A 19,488-nucleotide genomic window follows, 5' to 3' on the forward strand; every position below is an offset into this window, starting at 1 on the left:
TCACTCCCGAGCAGGCACCGCGCATCCCTCGGGACCGCACGCCTCCGCGTCACCCACAATCTGCAACGCCGGTTCGCGATCGGCCCATGCGCGCTCCAGCGCCTGCGCGAAAACCGCCGACGGTTGCGCGCCCGACACTCCGTACTTGTTGTCGAACACGAAGAACGGCACACCGGTGGCGCCGAGCCGAGCCGCCTCGTGTTCGTCGGCGCGGACGGCGTCGGCGTAGGCGGTGGGATCGGCGAGCACGCCACGAACCTCGGCTTCGTCGAATCCCGTCGCGACGGCGATCCGGACCAGTCGCTCGGCATCGCCGAACAGGGACGCCGCTTCGGCGAAGTTGGCGCGATAGAGGGCATCGAGCAGCTCGTCCTGGCGGCCCTTGGCCAGCGCGAAGTGCAGGAGACGGTGCATGTCGAAGGAGTTGCCGTAGTCGCGGCCCTCGGTCAGATACGGCAGGCCCAGTTCCGCGGCTTGTGCGCCGATGCCGCGTTCGTTGGCGGCGGCCTGCGCCTCGCTGATGCCGTACTTACGCGCGATCTTCGCGACGACGGGACCGGTCTCGCCCGCGGGCAACGTCGGATCCAACTCGAACGAGCGGTGCACCACCTCGACCTCGTCGCGCTGCGGAAACTCCGCCAGCGCCCGCTCGAACCGCGCCTTGCCCAGGTAGCAGAACGGGCAGTTGATATCGGTCCAGATCTCGACCCGCACGGTCGTCCTCGCTTTCGTCGTCAGCCTCGGTCAGGCGCAACGCCGCGGCAATCGGCGGTGTTCCCCCGCCGCCGAGTGCCGGTGGTCACGGCAAGACCAACCCCGGAGATCGCGCCTGGATCCCGCCCACTCGGGCTGCGCGACGGCTCGAGGCCAACGGTCGCGTTGTCGGCCGACTTCTACCGCCGACCGGGCGTGGGCGTAACGCAGCCGACGATGAAGCACCCCGCGGGCCAGTCGGCGAACGGCGGCGGCAACGGCTTCCCCAGGCAGGTGACCGGGTCGCAGCCCGGGTAGGCGTAGGGACCCAGTCCGAGTGCGGCGAGGGTGGCGTCCGGGTTGGTCATCATCGGGTCGGTGATGCTGACGTCGGGCAGCGGGACGTACGGTCCGGGGTCGGGCAGCGGCGGTTCCTGGAAAGCACCTGCGACAGCGCGCAGCACGTCGTACGCGAAGCCGACCTCGCCGGGGGTGGTCAACCCGGTCCAGCTGACCAGCAAGTTCAGGCTCGGGACGATGTAGTTGTCCTGGCGCATCATGCCGCTCATCTTCACCGCGTCGGTCGGTAAAGCGGGGAATTCCGGCGCGCATCCGGGGCCGTTGACCACGATCAAGAAGCCGTAGCACTCGTGCGACGGCGAAGGCATCGAAGCCTTCGCCAGGTAATCCGCCGAGACGACCCGAGTGCTACCCCAATTTCCCCGATCGGCGACCAGCAGACCGAGTTTCGCGAAATCGTCGGGCGCCATCACCAGATGCGCGTAGCCGTAGGTGTTTCCGCTCCGGTCGCGGGCCCAGTAATAGTCGCTGGACCGAATGCCCAACGGGTCGAAGAGTTTACGCTGCGCGTAGGCTTGGAAATCCTCGCCGACCGCCTGCTGTACCACGTAGGCGATGAGATCGACGGCCCGCTGGCTGTACTGCCACTTCGTGCCTTGCGGATGCTCGATCGGCATCGCCAAGGCCTGGGCAACCACGTTGGGATCGAGCTCCACCAGCCCGGTCACCCCTTCGGACACCACCGCGACATCGATGCCCGAGGACTCGGTGAGCAGATTCCGAACGAGGATCGCCCGATGTTCCGCATCGCCGAGGCCGGGCGGCAGATAGTTGTCGATGGGGTCGTCGAGCCGTAGCAGCCCTTCGTCCACGGCGACGCCCGCGACCAGCGAAACCACGCTCTTGGTCGCACTCCACAGATTCCACGGCACCGCACCGGTCCGCCCGTTCCGCGGCCCCGAGGCGATCAGACAATTGTTCCGAAATACCTTGAAATTCAGCCGATTCGGCGAATCGGCCGCCGCGATCGCCCGGCCCAACGCCGCCGAGTCCAGTCCGACCTCCTCGGGCGTCGCCGTCTGAAACTGCCGCCCCTGACTCACCGCGCAGTACTTCAACCCGCCGGGCTCCGCCGCGGCAGTGCCACCGAAACCACCGGCTACCACTCCCATTCCGAATGTGATAGCCAGTGCCACAACACTTTTCAGGGAAATCCGCATGGCCCGCCTTTCGCTCCCCGAGATCCGGTTGTGACATCGGCGTCCACCGAACCCCGTTACGCGAAAACACCCCTGCTCAGCGCCCCGAATTCCTTGGGCGAAACTTCCATGGGCAACCGATCGGCTCCGATGCGCCGCGGCGAATGCGGTGGCTGCGGTGCCCCCAGGCGGCACGAACAGCATCGACACAGAATGCAATTGACGCACGCTATGAGCTGTCTGGGCCGAGCCGTTGACACCGCTCACCCGATCGGTACTCAACCTGTCGGCATCCAACGATCGCTCATCGAGGTATCGACGCCCGGGGACTCTCCGGACTGGGCTGCCTGTCGGTGACCTCCAGTACGCGGTCGGCACCGATCACGCGGATTCGGAAACTACGCGCGGTATCGCCGGGTGCAGGATGGATACGGGGCCAGGGCGGTATAGGCTGGCGGGGCGGCCTCCGTTGCGGGTGGTCCGTTTACCGGCGGGGATCAACGCGCCCTCTGCAGCAGTGATCTTGCGGTGGAAATTCCTTTGGTCGAGAGCCTGGCCCCAGACGATCTCGTACACCTTGCGGAGTTCCGTGATGGTGAACTCTTGTGGACAGAATCGGGTGGCGAGCGTTGTGTATTCGAGTTTGCTTCGGGTGCGCTCGACAGCGTCGGCGACGATCCGCTTGTGGTCGAAGGCCAGCTCGGTGGCTGGGTTCAGCACTGAGTCGACGGACACCCATGCCGCGGCTTGCGCGTCGCCGCCTGCTACGGGAGTTGGAAGGTCGGGGATGAAGGCGAGGTAGCAGACCGTCACCACGCGCCTGCGCGGATCCCGGGTCGGTGAGCCATAGGTGCGGAGTTGCTCGAGATGAACGTGGCCCAGCTGCAGGCCGGTCTCTTCGGCCAGTTCTCGTTCAGCCGCCGCGTCCAGGTCCTCGCGGTTGTCGTCAAGGAATCCACCCGGCAGTGCCAGCAACCCCTGCCACGGCTCGGTTCCCCGTTCCACCATCAGGATCTGGAGGGTGTCATCCCGCACGGTCAGTATTGCGAGGTCCACCGCGAGAGCGACTTCGGTCGCACACCAGTTGCGTTCGGCCATAGCGTATCTCCTCTCCATCGACAGTTTACGTCCTATTGACGTAAACTCCTCCGGCGGATAGCGTCAGTAAACGGAGGTCTCGTGTGATCCTCCGTTTTCGATCAAGTTGGGGAGAGCAATGATCGTGATTCTGACCGCTCTGAACATCGAGCAGGACGCCGTGTTGGAGCATCTAGTCGACACCACCGTGCACGAGCACGACAAGGGCACCTTGTTCGATGTCGGCACTATCGCCGGGCATCCCGGGCATCGAGTGGCGGTGGGAGTCACCGGCGCGGGCACCACCACCGCAGCGGCGCTGACCGAACGCGCCCAAGCCGAGTTCTCGCCTGCTGTCATGATGTTCGTCGGCATAGCCGGTGGCCTGCGCGGCAAGCTGGATATCGGTGATGTGGTCGTGGCGACCAAAGTCCACTCCTATCAGGGTGGGCGCAGCGAAGATGAGGAGTTCCTGGTGCGGCCGCGGTCCTGGGAGCTTTCGCACCGGCTTGACCAGAAGGCTCGGCGGCTGTGCCGGGCCCATGCTTGGCGCGACTGGCTGCCCGAGCATGCACGCGCGGACGAACCAGACGTTGCTTTCGCGCCGATCGCGGCGGGGGACGTGGTGCTGGACTCCGCGACATCCGAGCTCGCCCATCGCATTCGTAGGTCTTTCAACGACGCGGTCGCCGTGGAGATGGAAGGATCGGGATTCGCGCATGCTGCGGCCCTCGCCGACCAGGTGCCTGCCGTGGTCATTCGTGGAATCAGCGACCTTGCCGACGGCACGAAGGCGAGCAAGGACCGGATCGGCGGTCAGCTCATCGCCGCTCGGAACGCCGCTGCGTTCGCTATTGCGCTGGCGGTTTCCCTCGAACCACAACCTGACTCGACGACAGCCGCTTCTGCACCGCAGGCTTCGTCCTTGCCGCCGATCCACAATACGATGACGGTAAGCGGCAATGCGCAGGTCGGCGAGCAGATCGGTGTGCAATTCAACGGGTTGCCAAGATGATTGGCGGCCACAGCGCTGCACCGCCCCACGTATCGGTGCACAACCACCTCAACGTAAACGACCACGCGCACGTGGAGCATCAGGTCGGTGCCCAATTCAACGACGTGGTCCACAATGCGGTGATCTACCAAACCTCTTCCGACGATTCACCGGACCGCATGCACACGGTGGCAAAGGAATTCCTCGCGGGCGGCAACCCTCGACGAGCCGAAGAAATCCTGCGCACCCTGCACCGCAACGGCCATGCCACTACCGAACGCTCCTACTTTTACGTCCTATCGGTACTCAGCGACCGGTCGTTCATCGAGATCACTTCTACACTCTCGGATGAGATCCACAACGCCATCAACGCGGCGGCGCGACAGTCCCGCGACGAGTGGCAGGAAGCACTCGAGGTTGTCGACCAGCTGCTGCGTTACGCCCACGCAGAATTCGGTGCGGGCGCCGTCGACGACGACCTCGCGACAGCACTGAAGATGTTCGGCGACCTGAGCGCGGATCGGCAGGACGAGATCGAAACGCACCTAAGCCTCATTCTCAACGGTGCTGTGCAGGAGTGGCTCACGGCTCGGCGAAAGCACCAGGTCGCTGCCGAACGGATGAGCGGCGACCGTGTCGGGCGGGCATGGAAGTTTTTCGAAGCCCACCCTCGCCATCCGGAGAGGTGGGTGACGACACCGGATCCGGCCAGTGCCACCGACTGGCGCAATGCTGCCCTCGGTTCGGTCGCAATGGTTTTCGCGGTCGTGACCATACTGATCGGTGAGGTCACAGCAAGTGGCGTGATAGGCGCAGCCCTCCTCTTGGCGGGGGGCTGCTTGACGGTGCGTTGCATGATCGAGTGGCAGACCCATGACCGGCATGTCCACAGCCTGTTGGCACGCCACCAGCTGCAGCCCTACCAGCAGGAAACAAGGTTCGACAATATGGTCGACCAGTGTTTCCGAGAACGGGAGGACCCCCGCCTGTGGGAAATCACCGCAGGCTATCGCGGATATCTCAAGAGCAGGTTACAACAGCAGTACGGCTACCAATGCCACCCGAGCGAGGTGAAATGGCTGGTCCGGTGGCATGTCCGGCGATTTTGTCAAGGAAACGCCCACCCCGCGGCGCAACCAGCCGAGGCACAGCGGGCATCGAACCTCCGAGCTCTCGGAGTAATCGTCTGGGTAGTCGTCCTAGCGATATTGATCCTCGTCGGCGAGATCGGGGCGTTCTTGCTCGCTATCGGAGGCTGGTGGGGGATCAGCGGCATCGCCCGGATCGCCTCCGTGCCCCGGACGCAGCGTCTGCTCGCTCAGGACGACGAGGCGGTGTTCGCCGACGAGTGGGCGCACTATCACGAATGGCTCCAGGTCCTGGCCGACCGGCCCAGTGACCCAGAGATGCAGCGCTGGCTGGCCCTGGACAAGGCACATCTGAAGAACGAGGCACTGAAACGAGCGGATCTGCGTGAGCGAGACCTGGTCACCTATGTCGTGCTGACCGAGAGGGCTCCCTTCGCACGAAGGAGCAGGATCACCGGAGGGCCGCCGCGGTACGAGGCGTATCTGGTCTACATCTTCCTGCTGACCAGGTACGGAATGCGAACTACACGAACCTATCTGCACCTTGCCAACGGCGACGTGCGCAACGAGCAACACCAGATGTGCACCTACGATGCGGTGGCTTCGGCCTCGGTCGCAGAGAAGGGTGTCCGCACCTTCCGGGCCGACGGCCGACCATCGATGGACAGCCGCGCAGGCAGGGTCTTCCGGCTGATCCTGCTCAACGGCACCTGCATCGCCGAAGTTCGGGAAAGCGGCCGAGCGACAGGCACCGAACCACCCGAATGGAACGATCCAGAAGACGTGGGCTCCGTCCCGACCGCCGGGTTCGACAGTGCCCTAAAAGTACTGGAAGCGGTGGCCACCGAGGGCAAGGACTGGATCACCCGTGACCGCGAGCGCAAACAGCGATGGGCACGAAACTGGTGCACCAGACCGCTTCCCGATGACGAGGCGGGAACACAGAGGAACTCCGGCCAGACGAACCCGGATGATCTGACACTGTTCTCTGCGTGATTTCGGCGGCGGGCGGGCCTTCTCGTCAGCGGCAGCGCGTTCGGAACATCCCGCGCGAATAACGGCAAACGTTGATTCCTCGCCGGTCGGGCTTCGAGGGTTCCATCATGCTGGCGGCTTGAATCCCGTGAGCTAAGGGAATCGACCTACCAGCGGTTATCGAGTGCCCCCAGTCGGACTCGAACCGACACTGAATGGATTTTAAGTCCACTGCCTCTGCCAATTGGGCTATAGGGGCGTGTGGTCAGCCTACCGACTCGTACGGCTGTACCGGAATTGGTGGCGCGGCGGGTCTCGGGTTGTGGGATCGGCGGGGGTTCAGGATACGCCGTGCCCCGCTGAATGGGCGGGGCACGGCGATCGGGTTATTCGGCGAGACTCTTGCCGAGTACGGAGTTCCTGCGGCTGTAGGCGAAGTAGACCACGAAGCCGAGGAGCATCCAGACGATGAAGCGCAGCCAGGTCTCGACCGAGAGGTTGAGCATGAGCCACAGGCAGGACAGCACACCGAGGATCGGGACGAGCGGCACCAGCGGGACGCGGAAGCCGCGCGGCAGGTCGGGGCGGGTGCGACGCAGGACGAGCACGCCGAGCGAGACCAGCACGAAGGCGAACAGCGTGCCGATGTTGACCATTTCCTCCAGGGTGCCGAAGTCCACGAAACCGGCGAGCACCGCGCAGGCCACGCCGACGATGACGGTCAGCCGGACGGGCGTGCCCTTGGACCCGGTGTGCGCGAGCGGCTTGGGCAGCAGCCCGTCGCGCGCCATGGCGAACAGCACGCGGGTCTGCCCCAGGTACATCACCATGACGACGGTGGTCAGGCCGGCGAGCGCGCCGATGGAGATGATGTTCTTCGCCCAGTCCGCGCCGTGCAGCGCGAAAGCCGTCGCCAGCGTCGCGTCATCGCCGGACAGTTCGGTGTAGGGAACCATGCCGGTGAGCACCAGCGAGACGGCGACGTAGAGCACCGTGACGATCAGCAGCGAGCCGAGGATGCCGCGCGGCACGTTGCGCTGCGGGTCCTTGGTCTCTTCCGCGGTGGTGGCGACCACGTCGAACCCGATGAACGCGAAGAACACCAGGCTGGCCGCCGCGAGCAGGCCGTACCAGCCGAAGTTGCTGTTGCCGGCGCCGGTCAGGAAGGAGAACAGCGACTGGCGGATGCCCTCGCCGCCCGCGCCCGACTCGGACGGCGGGATGTAGGGCGAGAGGTTCGACTTGTCGAAGTAGGTCACGCCGACGACGAGCACCACGGCGATGACGCCGAGCTTGATCGCGACCGCGATCGCCGACACCCTGGACGACAGCTTGGTGCCGACGGCGAGCAGCACGCCGAGCACCGTGATCAGGCTGACCGCGCCCCAGTCGAAGGTGACCGGCCCGAGGTCCACGACCGCGGGCCCGGTACCCATCACCTGCCCGAGGTACTGCGACCAGCCCTTGGCCACCACCGCGGCCGCGAGCGCGAACTCGAGGATCAGGTCCCAGCCGATGATCCACGCGGCGAGCTCACCGAAAGTGGCGTAGGAGTAGGTGTAGGCGCTGCCCGCCACCGGCACGGTGGAGGCGAACTCGGCGTAGCACAGCGCGGTGAGGCCGCACGCGATGGCGGCGAACACGAAGGCCAGCGAAACCGACGGTCCCGCAACGTTTCCCGCGGTGCGAGCGGTGAGGGTGAAGATGCCCGCGCCGACGACGACGGCGACACCGAAGATGGTGAGGTCCCAGGCGGTCAGATCTTTGCGTAGTTTCGAGTCTGGCTCGTCGGTATCGCGAATCGATTGCTCGACGGATTTGGTTCGGAATAGGCCATCTCGCCGAGACGAGCTCGAAATCGCCACGTGTTCTCCTTAAACATGATGAGGCAGGACGCCGGGGTTGCCGGGTGCCGCCGGTTTGCTAGTGGACGCCGGCCATGTAGCGACTGATCCACGGTCCCAGTGCCGCGACGATCAGTCCCACCGCTATCGCCACGGCCCCGGTGATGCCAAAGTAGGCGACTTCGTGCTCAGGGGCGTAAAAACGAGCAAGAACGCCCGACATCGACGTACCAATACCGACGGAAAAGAAGTACAACGCCATCATTTGCGCCCGGAACGCCTCGGGGGCGAGCTGGGTGGTGACCGCGAGCCCGATCGGTGAGAGCAACAGCTCGGAGATAGCGAACCCGGCCATGATCACCAGAACCGCCAACGCGGGCACGGACTTGTCGTCGAATCCGGCGAGCGGCACGAACAGCAGGAACGACAGACCCATGCCGACGACGCCCAGCGCGAACTTGCGCGGCGTGCTCGGCGCGCGGTTGCCGAGCTTGGTCCACAGCAGCGCGAACAGCGGCGAGAGCGTGATGATCCACACCGGCTCCACCGAGCCGATCCAGCTGGAGGGGGCGGTCCAGCCGAAGATGGTCCAGTCCATCCGCTCGTCGGAGTAGACGGCCAACACCGTGAAGATCTGCTGGAACAAGGACCAGAACACCGCGTTGGCGAGGAACAGCGGGATGAACGCCCGCACCCTGCTGCGCTCGACGGGTGCGACCTTGGCGCTGGTGAGCATGACGGCGAAATACCCGAGCGAGGCGACGGCAATCACCACCGTCGTCGCCTCGGGCAGGGTCTCCAGCGTGACCAGCCCGGTCGCGAAGACCACGACGACGATCACCGCGGCACCGAGCGCCACACCGACAGCGGGCCAGATCGCACTGCGCGGCAGCGGATTCGGCACCTCGCGGCCCGCGCTGCCGAGGTTGCGCCGGAAGACCACGTACTGGGTGAGGCCGAGCGCCATGCCGAGGGCGGCGGCGCCGAAGCCGTAGTGGAAGCCGAGGTGGGTCTGCAGCAGGCCGGTCAGCAGCGGTCCGGTGAACGCGCCGATGTTGATGCCGAGGTAGAAGAGCGTGAAACCGCCGTCGATGCGGGCGTCGTCTTTCGGGTAGAGCGTGCCGAGCAGCGAGGAGGCGTTCGCCTTGAGCGCGCCGCTGCCCAGCGCGACCAGGACCAGACCTACCCCGACCCCGGTCAGCCCCGGCAGCACGGCGAGGGCGATGTGCCCGGCCATGACGACCACGCCGCCGTAGAAGACGGTTCGTTCCATCCCGAGCAGCCGGTCGGCGATCCAGCCGCCGAGCACGGTGGACAGGTACACCAGACCGCCGTACGCGCCGACGATGCCGACGCCGGTGCTCTGCGCCAGCCCGAGGCCGCCGTCGGTCACCGAGTAATACAGGTAGTAGCCGAGGATCGCGAGCATGCCGTAGAAGGAGAAACGCTCCCACAGCTCCACGCCGAACAGGTTCGCCAACCCGATCGGATGGCCGAACAGAGTCCGAGCCGGGATCGGCCGCTCGGATTCCACTACTTGGGACATGCCCAGCACCTTGACACAAATTGCAACTGTGCAGCAACTCACCCGTTCCGACACGTTGGGGCGGCGTTTGCCCACGGCAGGGATAGCGGAGGCGCATTGCCGGGCGACGGCAGAGGTTCCCGCCTACCCTGAAGAGACGGACGAGCGAGATCCCAGCAACGCGACAGTCGGAGCCGGAAGGAAGCGATGCGCACATGTTGGATGCCGAACTGACCGTGCCGGTCGACCCCGAGCAGGCCTTCGCCGTCCTAGCCGACGGCTGGTTGTATTCCAGCTGGGTGGTCGGGGCCTCCCACATCAGGCAGGTCGACCCCGGCTGGCCCGATGTGGGCACCCGGATTCACCACAGCGTCGGTCTGTGGCCGCTGAACGTGCGCGACCACACCACCGTCCGCGACGTCGACCCACCGCGGATGATCGAGCTGGAGGCCCGCCTGTGGCCGGTCGGATCCGCCCGAATCTTGCTGGAACTCTCCGAAATTCAGCCCGGCACCACGCACATTCGGATGACCGAGCACGCCATGAGCGGGCCGGGCAAGCTGCTGCCGAGCCAATTGCAGCGGGCGGCGCTGCGGCCGCGCAACCAGGAGTCGCTGCACCGGCTGGCCGCGCTCATCGTCGGGCGTGCCGACGAGCGCTATCGGCCGACGGGCCCGACGTAGGGCAGCACCACCGCGCAATCGGCGGGTCGCGCGGCGGCCGGGTCGAGCGCGTTCAACACCTCGCGCACGGCCACCGGGTCGGCCGTCAGTTCGTAGTGCTCGGTGTAATCCGTGGCGCACAGGTCCTGCAGGACGATGTTGCGGACATTGGGGCCGTCGAGCAGGCCGGTGGTGTACGGCGTGGCGATCTGGTCGTATCGGGTGACGATGGTCGTGAAGTCGATGTCCGGGGCGATCGCGGGGTCGGGGTTGAGCACGTCCAGGAACGGCGATCCCGGCGACATCTGACAAGGGCCGCACCGCTCGGCGACCTCCTCGCGCAGCCCGAACGCGTCCAGCACCGAGGAGAACAGCGCGTCGGTGCCGCTGAGCGTCGATCCGTGCAGCGGCGCGGCCAACGCGATGTAGTCATCGATGGTCGGCACGCCACCGAGGTGATTGAGGTAGTAGAACGGGATCGCGCCGCCCATCGAGTGGCCGACGAGATCGATCTGCCGCGCGCCGGTCGCGGCCAGTACCCGGTCGACGAAGTCCGCGATCTGCCGCGCGCTGTCCGCGACCGGCGCGACGGCGCCGATCGGGCCGAGCGCGCCGGTGCCGTAGGTGGTGGAGAAGACGCAGTATCCGGCGGCGGCGAGCACCGGGGAGAGGGTGTTCCAGGTGATGGTGTCGTTGCTCAGCCCGTGCAGCAGCACCACCGGATTCGGGTGCGCGTCGCTCGGTCGGCAGGACCAGTCGTTGGCGCCCGGCGGGGCCTGGTTCGGGCCGGTGAGCTGGGCGGCGAGTCCGGACAGATAGCTGTAGGTCGGTAGTTCCTCGGCCGCGGCCGGACCCGCGGGCCAGCCCGCCACCATGGCCACCGCGGCCGCGAGCACCGCGATCCATCGTCGGGAAATTCGCATGGTCGATCTCCTCGTGAGGTACCGTCGGTCCGTCGTGACCGACCGGTCGGTCACACCGTAGCGGGTCGGTAGGATCTGCGATAGAGGGACGACGAAAGGGACCCGTATGCCACGTCCGGCCGAGCCAGGTCGCACCGCCCTGCTGACCGCGGGAGCCAGCGTCGCCGAGGACAAGGGGCTGCGCGGACTATCGATCAACGCGGTCGTGGAGCTCGCCGGAATGGCGAAAGGCACGTTCTACCATCACTTTTCGGATCGGCGGAGCTACGTCGTCGCGCTGCATCGCCGTTATCACGACGAGCTGACGCAGACCGTCGCCACCGCGATCGCCGATCTGCCACCCGGACCGGAGCGGTTGCGTGTCGGCGTTGTCGCCTACCTGGACGCATGCCTCGCGACCAAGGGGACGAAAGCCTTTCTCGCCCAATCCCGCACCGACACCGACCTGCTCGACGAGGTGCACGCCCGCAACCAGCTCGTCGCGGCATCGATCGAACCCGACCTCGTCGCGATCGGCTGGCCCGATCCGGGCGCGATCGCCCACCTGTTGGTCGCGATGGTCGCGGAGATCGCGCTCAGCGAGTTGTACGGCGAGGGACCGCGCGCCGACCTCCGCTCGGCCGCGCTGCTGCTGATCGAATCACCGCGCGCGCGAGCCGAATAGGCGCCCGATGCGCGCCCGCGCGGCGAGGCCCGCGCCCGGCACCGGACGCACCGCGCGCACCGGGCCCGCGCCCGTCCAAAAGCTCTCGCCGCCAGCCCGCAGCTGCGCAGGGCTCGGCTCACGGCTGCGGCGCTTCGGGTGGGTGAGCGGTCGAGCCGATCAGGCGGGCGGTTGTCCGACGCCGATCAGGCGATGGACAGCGCGATGCCGTCCAGAATGTCGTGCTCGCTGACGATCAGTTCGGTGATGTTGGCGCGCCGAGACAGTTCGTAGGCGAGCACCTCGGTGATGACGGCGCCACCGCCGATCACGTCGACCCGCCCGGGGTGCATCGGGCCGAGCGCGGCGCGCTGGTCGTGGTTCATCCCGATCAGCCGGTCGCAGACCTCGCGGACCTGGTCCAGCGTGAGCGCGGTCAAATGCACCCGCTCCGAATCGTATTCGGGCAGGTCGAGGGCGACGGCCGCGATCGTGGTCATGGTGCCCGCGACGCCGACCCAGGTGTGCGCGTTCTCGACGGGCACCTTGGCGAAGGCCTCGGCGAGCCGCTCGGTGGCGAATTCGCGGGCGGCGGTGACCTGGTCGGCGGTGGGCGGGTCGCCGGGCAGGCAGCGCTCGGTGATGCGGACGCAGCCGATGTCGGCGGAGAACGCGGCGTGCACGCCGTCCACGTCGCCGAAGACCAGCTCGGTGGAGCCCCCGCCCAGATCGACGACGACGAACGGACCTGCCGCGCTGGACAATTCGCCGATCGCGCCGGTGAACGACAGACGCGCCTCTTCGTCGCCGGTGATCACCTCGGCCTCCGCGCCAGGCACCACGGTGCCCAGTTCCGCGCGGGCCATGGCGAAGAAGTCCTCGCGGTTGGACGCGTCGCGGGTCGCGGAGGTGGCGACCATCCGCACCCGCGCGACACCGGCCTCCCGCATCATCGCGGCGTAATCCGCGAGCGCGACCCTGGTGCGTTCGATCGCCTCGGGCGCCAGCGAACCCGTCGCGTCCACGCCCTGGCCGAGCCGCACGATCCGCATCTCACGGTGCACGTCGGCGAGGCGGCCGTTCTCGAGCACGTCGGCGATCAATAGTCGGATGGAGTTCGTCCCGCAGTCGATGGCGGCGACCCGGTCACTCATGGTGTGCTCCGTCCTCGGGCTGATATGTCGGCCAGTCGGCCGGGATGGCGGTGCCGCGCAGTCCGTGATCGGCGGCCAGCGCCACCGCCTCGTCGCCGAACGGGTTGACGCCGGGCCCCTTGGCCAGGCTGTGCGCGATGAGCACGTGCAGGCACTTGACCCGTTCGGGCATGCCGCCGCCGGTGAAATCGGTGCCGAGGGATTCGATCGCGTTCCGCTCGGCCAGGTAGCTCTCGTGGGCGGCACGGTAGGCCGCGGCCAGTTCCGGATCGCGGGCAAGGCGCTCGGTCATCTCGCGCATCACGCCCGCCGATTCCTGCCTGCTCGCCTCGGCGGTCAGCCGGGGATCGGTCAGGTAGTACAGCGTCGGGAAGGGAGTGCCGTCCGGCAGCCGCGGCGCGGTCTTGACCACCGCGGGCAGCCCGTCCGGTGTGCGGTAGGCGACGGCGAGCACGCCGCGCGGCGCACGGCCGAGCTGTTCGGCGATGATCTCGAGATCGCGGTCTGTCGGTGCGGTCACCTGGGTCCTTCCGGTCCTGGCGGGGCGGGCGTCGTCGATTCGGCTGCGGGCGCGGGCTGCGGTTCGGAGAGGGTGCGCCACAGATCCGTGTACCACGGGTCGGGCGCCTTCGACCGCGGCGGCGCGGCCGGACGCGGCGGCGCTTCGATACCGGGCACCTGCACGATGTAGGGCGTCTCCCCCGGCATCACCAGCCGCAACCGGTCCCTGGCCTCCGAACGGATGTAGGCCGGATCCTGTTGCTGCGCACGGCGATCCCGCAGCCGGGCCAGATCGGCCTCCAGCTCCCTGCGCTCCTGGGCCAGCTGCGCGGCCTCGGCGCGCTGGCTGAAGTAGGTGCGCATCGGCACGGAGAGCGTCAGCGCCAGCGCGCACACCACGACCGCGAGAATCACCGCCTTGCCGGTGGACAAGCCGAGGATGGTGCGCTCGTGCTTGTCCGACCCCGCGCGCGGGGCTATCTTGCGCGGTCGCGCCTTCTTCTCCGCGGTCTCGCCGCGCCTGCGCGTGCGCTTGACCGCGGCGGGGCGGGCCGCGGTCTCGGTGTCCGCGCCCGCCCTCGGGCGTGATCGAGCGGCGCGCGACGTGCGGCGGTCCCCGCGTCCGGCCGGACTGGTCCCACGCGCACGTCGCTCGGTCATGCCGCTCCCTGTATCAAATTGCGGTGCTCACGCGGGTTGCCCCTCCGGGCCCGTCGCTCGCACCGCGGCTGTCAGCCCTCGAACGCGAAGCGCGGGAACGCCACGTCACCCGCGTAACGGGCGGAGTCGCCCAGTGCGTCCTCGATGCGCAACAGCTGGTTGTACTTGGCGACCCGCTCGCTACGCGCGGGCGCGCCGGTCTTGATCTGGCCGCTGCCGACCGCGACGGCGAGATCGGCGATGGTGGTGTCCTCGGTCTCGCCGGACCGGTGCGACATCATCGTCTTGTAGCCGTTGCGGTGCGCCAGCTCGACCGCGTCCAGCGTCTCGGTCAGAGTGCCGATCTGGTTGACCTTCACCAGCAGCGCGTTGGCCGCGCCCTTGGTGATGCCTTCTTCCAGGCGCTCCGGGTTGGTGACGAACAGGTCGTCGCCGACCAGCTGGATCTTGTCGCCGATCTGGTCGGTCAGCGCGACCCAGCCGTCCCAGTCGTCCTCCGACAGCGGGTCCTCGATGGAGACCAGCGGGTAGGCGGTGAGCAGGTCGGCGTAGAACTGGGCCATCTCGGCGGCCGTGCGCACCGCGCCCTCGAACTTGTAACCGCTGCCCGCGGTGTAGAACTCGGTGGCCGCGACGTCCAGCGCCAGCGCGACATCGCTGCCCAGCTTCAGGCCGGTCTTGGCGATCGCGGTGCTGATCAGGTCGAGCGCCTCGCGGGTGCCCGCCACGTCGGGGGCGAAGCCGCCCTCGTCACCCAGGCCGGTGGCCAGGCCCTTGGCCTTCAGCACCGACTTCAGCGCGTGGTAGACCTCGGCGCCCCAGCGCAGCGACTCCTTGAAGGTCGGCGCGCCGATCGGGGCGACCATGAACTCCTGGACGTCGACGCCGGTGTCGGCGTGCGCGCCACCGTTGAGGATGTTCATCATCGGGACCGGCAGCACGTGCGCGTTCGGACCGCCCAGGTAGCGGAACAGCTCCAGGCCCGAGGACTCGGCGGCGGCGCGCGCCACCGCGAGCGAGACGCCGAGCAGGGCGTTCGCGCCGAGGCGGGACTTGTCCGGGGTGCCGTCCAGGTCCAGCAGCGCCTGGTCGACGGTGCGCTGCTCGACCGCGTCCAGGCCGATGACGGCGGGCGCGATCTCGTCGAGGACGCCCTCGACGGCCTTCTGCACGCCCTTGCCCAGGTAGCGGTCGCCGCCGTCGCGCAGCTCGACGGCCTCGTGCTCACCGGTGGAGGCGCCGGACGGGACAGCGGCGCGGGTCAGCGTGCCGTCGTCGAGGGCGATCTCGACCTCGACAGTGGGGTTACCGCGCGAATCCAGGATTTCGCGTGCTCCGACCTGTTCGATGATGGCCACGAAAACGACACTCCTTCGGCTGCTGGCACGGTAGGTCTCACGGATGGGCCGTGCGGTGCCGAGCCTAGCGCCCCCGCCGCGTACGAGGTAACCGGCACTCCGGGGCACCGGTGCGGTCAGGCGCTCACACCCGGCGGCCGACGCTGTAGGCGGCGGCACGATCACGAACGGTCAGCAGGTAGCGGGTGGACTGGTTGTAGGTCATCAGCGCCTGCTGCCAACCGCGCTCGGAGGTGAGATCACCGCCGCTGGCGCACAGGTAGCGCGCGGCGGTGAGCGCGGCGTCATCGATGTTCTGCGGGTCGATCACGCCGTCGCCGTTGGCGTCGACGCCCCAGCGCTTCCAGGTTTCCGGGATGAACTGCAACGGACCGACCGCGCGATCGTAGGTCTGGTCACCGTCCAGTCTTCCGCCGTCGGTGTCGCGGATCAGCGCGACGCCCGGTGAGCCGTCCAGCGGGATGCCGATGATCGGCGGGACGACGGTGCCGTGATCGTCGACGTCGGAACCGCGGTGCGTGCCGTGCTTGCTCTCCACGCTGGCGATGCCCGCGAGGGTGGTCCACGCGATGCCGCAGCCGGGCCGCGACCTGGCCATCACCGCGGCGGCATAGCCGTACGCCTCCAGGGCGACATGCGGGATGCCGAGGGTGTCGGCCTGGTCTCCCGCCCAGCCGCGCAATTGCAGTGCGGTGCGGCCGGGTCCGTCCACGTCGATCAGCGGCAGCGGGGAGCCGGGGCCGGGCGGAATACCTTCCGGGATGGGCGGCAGATCGGGGCCGATGCCGCAACCGGCGAGCACCAGGGCCAGCAGTGCGGCGGCGACGGCGCCGGTCTTCTTCGGGAGCACTCTTCCATCATCCAGATCCGCGGCGGTGCTCCCGTTTCGCCCGTCGCGAAGATCACCCGCGGTCGTTCGCGGGCAGCGGTGAGGCGCGCGTCACCGCTCAAACCAGCAGATCATGGGTGGCCTGTTCGACGGGATTGGCGAGTACTTCGGCGGTGCGGCCGGATTCGACGATGCGACCCCGATCGAGCACGACCAGTTCGGCGCAGTGTCCGGCCACCAGATTCATGTCGTGAGTGATCACCAGCAGGGCGGTGCCGCGGTCGGCGCGAATCCGGTCCAGCAGGGCCATGATCGAGGCCGCGGTCGCGTGATCCAGGGCGGAGGTGATCTCGTCGCAGATCAGCACCGAGGGCTCGGCGGCGAGGGCACGGGCGAGCGCCACCCGCTGACGTTGGCCGCCGGACAGTTCGTGCGGGTACCGCGCCGCCAATGCCGCGGGCAGCTCCATCGCGTCGAGTAGTTCGGTGATCCGTTGCGGTGCCGCGCTTTTCCGGACGCGCGCGACACGGCGCAGCGGCCTGCCGAGGGTTTGGGCGACGGTGCGACGCGGGTTCAGCGCGGACATCGGGTTCTGCGGAACGAGTTGAATGCCGTTGCCGCCGCGCCCGATTCGCCGCTTACCGCCGATCTCGATCGGATTGTCCGCCACGAGGAGCGAACCGCCCTCGGCGGCGCGGAGACCTGCGATCACCCTGGCGAGGGTGGTCTTGCCCGCACCGGACGCGCCGACGACCGCGAGCGCGGAGCCCGCGGTGAGCGCGAGGTCGATGTCGGCGAGCACTTGGTGTTCGCCGATCGTGGCGCTGATTCCGCTGGCGCGCAGGGCGATCGGGGGCTGTGGGTCGCGGAGCGCGGCAGTCTCCGGTTCGGCCGACTGTGTCGCCGCTGCGTCCGGCCGTGCGGTGGATGCCTCGAGCGGGCGGGCATCCGGTCCGGTCTCGCTGCCGTCTGCGCGCGGCAGGTTCGGCCCTGTCGCGGCAGCGGCGGAGGCAGTGCCTGCGTCCGGGCGTGCCGACGAATCGGCATCGGCGGTCTCGTTGTCGGCCGCGGTGGTGTCGGCATCCGTGTGGGCGCGGGCGGTGCAACCCCCATCCTGCGCCGCGGAGCCGGTGCGGTTTGTCGCCTCGGCGATGCCTTCGAACAGCGGACCTGCGTCGGTTTGCGGCGCGGCGGTGGGCCACGGCGGAAAATGGCGGTCCGCGTGGGAATCCGGCGCGGCGGTGCGGCGCGGAGGCGTGCCGATCTCGATCACCTGGTCGGCGATGGCGTGGATGGCGGCGGTGTCGTGGCCGGAGAGGAGGATCGTGGTTCCGCGGTTCGCGAGATCGCCCAGGAGGGTGCCGATTTCGGAGCGTAGTGCGCCGTGCAGTCCCGCCAGCGGTTCATCGAGCACCAGAACGTCGGTGCGGCGGACCAGGGCTCTGGCCAGGGCGACCCGGCGTTGCTGACCGCCTGATAGTTCGGCCGGGCGGCGGCGCAGGTGCTCGGCGGAGAGGCCGACCGCCGCCAAGGCTTCGACAAGGGCGGATTCGGAGCGATCCTGCGCGACTTCGGCGAGCAGGGTTCGCACGCGCATGAGCGGATTCAGCGCGGAGCCGGGGTCTTGGCCGACGTAGGTGATGCGCGTACGCCGAAAATGCCGCAGCTCGGCCGGATCCAGTGCGAACACCTTCTGTTCGGCCACCGTGACCGTGCCCGCGGTCAGGACCGCTCCGGGCGGCAAGTGGCCCAGCAGCGCCCGCATCAGGGTCGTCTTGCCCGATCCCGACGGACCGGTCAGCGCGGTTACCGTGCCCGGCCGCATCCGCAGGGAAACAGGCTCGACCAACTCCTGCCCGGCCGGCCCTCGCACGAAGAGGCCGTCGACGATCACGAGCGCGTCCGGTTCGCTGCCGCCGTCGTGCGAGTTGCCACCGTCGCCGGACAATTCCGCCCCGGATCGAGCGGGCGTCGAGTGCGCCGGACTGGCGCCGACTCCACCGCGTGCGACGACGGGCGATTCGGGCATCGGACGCGGGACTGCGGAAGTCGCTGCGTAGGGTGCACTCTCGCGGTGCGCCGCCGATTCCGAGACGGCACTCGCGCCAGACATCGCATCACGACCGTTGTCCTGGCCCGTGACCTCCGACAGCTTCGCGGCCGCCGAACCCACCGCGACATCGGTCCCCTCGTCGAACACCGTGCTCGCAGCCGGGCCGGGGCCGTCACCCTGCCGGACACCCGCCGTATCGATCATCGCCGATACCCGTCTGCCGCGACCGAATTCGGTGACCGCGAGGTTCACGCTCACGGCGACGACGGCGATGGCGAGGCTCGGCGCGAGGACCGACCATGGGTTGAGCAGCATGCCGGAGGCGTTGTCGCGGACCATGACCGCCCAGTTGCTCGCGCCGAGGGTGGTGGGCAGGTGCAGGAAGGAGGCGGTGCTGACCAGGTAGACGGCGGCGACGAAGCGCAGGCCGAGTTGGGCGGCGAGCACTTCGCGCAGATTCGGCAGGACCTCACGAAAGACCAAGTGGGCGAGGGTTTCTCCGCTCGCGCGCGCCGCTTCGACGTAGCCGGTGGCCGCGACGCCCGCCGCGGCGGCGGCGAAGACCCGTGCGCAGTACGGCGCTCCGAACAGCAGCGCGACCGCGATCAGTCCGTAAACACCCGCGTCCGGCCAGGTCGTGAGGACGAGCAGGATGCCGAGCACCGCCGGGACCAGCATCGCGAGATCGGTCGCGGTCTCGATCACCGCACCGACCCGCGCCCGCAGTGCGGCGACCGCGCCGAGCACGCTCGACACCGCCGTCACCAGCACGGCGATCACGGCGGCGAGCAGCAGCAGACCCCAACCCCCGTACAGCAGATGGCTCAGCACATCGCGGCCGAGCCGATCGGTGCCGAGCGGGGCGTCGGCGCCCGGGTCGGCGAACGGTATGCCCACTGCCTGCTCGGCGGGCCGCGGCGCGAGCGCGGGGCCGACCGCGGCGATCAGGATCACCAGCAGACCGGGCAGCACCATCAGCAGTCGTAGCCGCGTCATCGCATTCCCCCTCC

General features: G+C 68.2%; 16 protein-coding genes and 1 tRNA gene. 4 read left to right on the forward strand and 13 right to left on the reverse strand.

Annotated elements, in window-relative coordinates:
- The 3 genes from ABZV58_RS21920 to ABZV58_RS21930 form a co-directional block, all read right to left on the reverse strand.
- The gene (locus ABZV58_RS21920) at window positions 1-714 is read right to left on the reverse strand and encodes a DsbA family oxidoreductase (protein WP_355001994.1); all 714 of its coding nucleotides are present in this window, start codon (window positions 712-714) and stop codon (window positions 1-3) included.
- Window positions 715-893: 179 nt separating this feature from the next.
- Window positions 894-2,165 carry a serine hydrolase gene (locus tag ABZV58_RS21925; RefSeq protein WP_355001995.1) on the reverse strand — a complete coding sequence of 424 codons (1,272 nt, stop codon included), beginning with the start codon at window positions 2,163-2,165 and terminating at the stop codon, window positions 894-896.
- A 408-nt stretch (window positions 2,166-2,573) separates the two neighbouring features.
- Window positions 2,574-3,290, reverse strand: a complete 717-nt coding sequence (locus ABZV58_RS21930) for an NUDIX domain-containing protein (protein WP_355001996.1) — start codon at window positions 3,288-3,290, stop codon at window positions 2,574-2,576.
- A 118-nt stretch (window positions 3,291-3,408) separates the two neighbouring features.
- Here ABZV58_RS21930 and ABZV58_RS21935 point away from each other — a divergent pair, with 118 nt between their 5' ends.
- Together ABZV58_RS21935 and ABZV58_RS21940 are read left to right on the forward strand one after the other, a co-directional pair.
- Complete coding sequence (locus ABZV58_RS21935; protein ID WP_355001997.1) at window positions 3,409-4,284, forward strand: 5'-methylthioadenosine/S-adenosylhomocysteine nucleosidase; 876 nt, start codon at window positions 3,409-3,411, stop codon at window positions 4,282-4,284.
- Window positions 4,281-6,347 (forward strand): hypothetical protein, encoded by a 2,067-nt coding sequence (locus tag ABZV58_RS21940; protein ID WP_355001998.1) that lies wholly within the window; start codon window positions 4,281-4,283, stop codon window positions 6,345-6,347. Before ABZV58_RS21935 ends, ABZV58_RS21940 begins: the two co-directional genes overlap by 4 nt.
- 164 nt (window positions 6,348-6,511) lie before the next feature.
- Here the strand turns inward: ABZV58_RS21940 and ABZV58_RS21945 are convergent.
- From ABZV58_RS21945 to ABZV58_RS21955, 3 genes are all read right to left on the reverse strand, one after another.
- A tRNA-Leu gene (locus ABZV58_RS21945) sits at window positions 6,512-6,585 on the reverse strand.
- Window positions 6,586-6,712: 127 nt separating this feature from the next.
- Window positions 6,713-8,191, reverse strand: coding sequence for an amino acid permease (locus tag ABZV58_RS21950; RefSeq protein WP_355001999.1), 1,479 nt, complete (start codon window positions 8,189-8,191; stop codon window positions 6,713-6,715).
- Between the two features lie 58 nt (window positions 8,192-8,249).
- Window positions 8,250-9,716: a peptide MFS transporter gene (locus ABZV58_RS21955; RefSeq protein WP_355002000.1), complete on the reverse strand. Its 1,467-nt coding sequence runs from the start codon at window positions 9,714-9,716 to the stop codon at window positions 8,250-8,252.
- Between the two features lie 194 nt (window positions 9,717-9,910).
- On the opposite strand from ABZV58_RS21955, the gene ABZV58_RS21960 reads away from it, so the two are divergent.
- Complete coding sequence (locus tag ABZV58_RS21960; protein WP_355002001.1) at window positions 9,911-10,378, forward strand: SRPBCC family protein; 468 nt, start codon at window positions 9,911-9,913, stop codon at window positions 10,376-10,378.
- Here ABZV58_RS21960 and ABZV58_RS21965 read toward each other — a convergent pair.
- Window positions 10,354-11,280, reverse strand: coding sequence for an alpha/beta fold hydrolase (locus ABZV58_RS21965; RefSeq protein ID WP_355002002.1), 927 nt, complete (start codon window positions 11,278-11,280; stop codon window positions 10,354-10,356). The two genes, ABZV58_RS21960 and ABZV58_RS21965, sit on opposite strands and share 25 nt — an antisense overlap.
- A 106-nt stretch (window positions 11,281-11,386) precedes the next feature.
- Here ABZV58_RS21965 and ABZV58_RS21970 point away from each other — a divergent pair, with 106 nt between their 5' ends.
- Window positions 11,387-11,944, forward strand: coding sequence for a TetR/AcrR family transcriptional regulator (locus tag ABZV58_RS21970; RefSeq protein WP_355002003.1), 558 nt, complete (start codon window positions 11,387-11,389; stop codon window positions 11,942-11,944).
- A gap of 185 nt (window positions 11,945-12,129) precedes the next feature.
- Here ABZV58_RS21970 and ABZV58_RS21975 read toward each other — a convergent pair whose 3' ends face one another.
- From ABZV58_RS21975 to ABZV58_RS22000, 6 genes are all read right to left on the reverse strand, one after another.
- Entirely contained in the window at window positions 12,130-13,077 is a 948-nt protein-coding gene (locus ABZV58_RS21975; protein ID WP_355002004.1) for a Ppx/GppA phosphatase family protein, read from the reverse strand.
- Window positions 13,070-13,597, reverse strand: coding sequence for a DUF501 domain-containing protein (locus tag ABZV58_RS21980; RefSeq protein ID WP_355002005.1), 528 nt, complete (start codon window positions 13,595-13,597; stop codon window positions 13,070-13,072). Before ABZV58_RS21980 ends, ABZV58_RS21975 begins: the two co-directional genes overlap by 8 nt.
- Window positions 13,594-14,238, reverse strand: coding sequence for a septum formation initiator family protein (locus ABZV58_RS21985; protein ID WP_355002006.1), 645 nt, complete (start codon window positions 14,236-14,238; stop codon window positions 13,594-13,596). The genes ABZV58_RS21980 and ABZV58_RS21985 overlap by 4 nt, the downstream gene beginning before the upstream one ends.
- Before the next feature lie 71 nt (window positions 14,239-14,309).
- Window positions 14,310-15,596 carry a phosphopyruvate hydratase gene (gene eno / locus ABZV58_RS21990; protein ID WP_355002007.1) on the reverse strand — a complete coding sequence of 429 codons (1,287 nt, stop codon included), beginning with the start codon at window positions 15,594-15,596 and terminating at the stop codon, window positions 14,310-14,312.
- Between the two features lie 124 nt (window positions 15,597-15,720).
- Complete coding sequence (locus ABZV58_RS21995; protein ID WP_355002008.1) at window positions 15,721-16,446, reverse strand: lytic murein transglycosylase; 726 nt, start codon at window positions 16,444-16,446, stop codon at window positions 15,721-15,723.
- Between the two features lie 97 nt (window positions 16,447-16,543).
- Window positions 16,544-19,474: an ATP-binding cassette domain-containing protein gene (locus ABZV58_RS22000; protein WP_355002009.1), complete on the reverse strand. Its 2,931-nt coding sequence runs from the start codon at window positions 19,472-19,474 to the stop codon at window positions 16,544-16,546.
- Window positions 19,475-19,488: the final 14 nt, after the last annotated feature.

This window comes from Nocardia sp. NPDC004654 (genome assembly GCF_040609595.1).
Lineage (GTDB): Bacteria > Actinomycetota > Actinomycetes > Mycobacteriales > Mycobacteriaceae > Nocardia.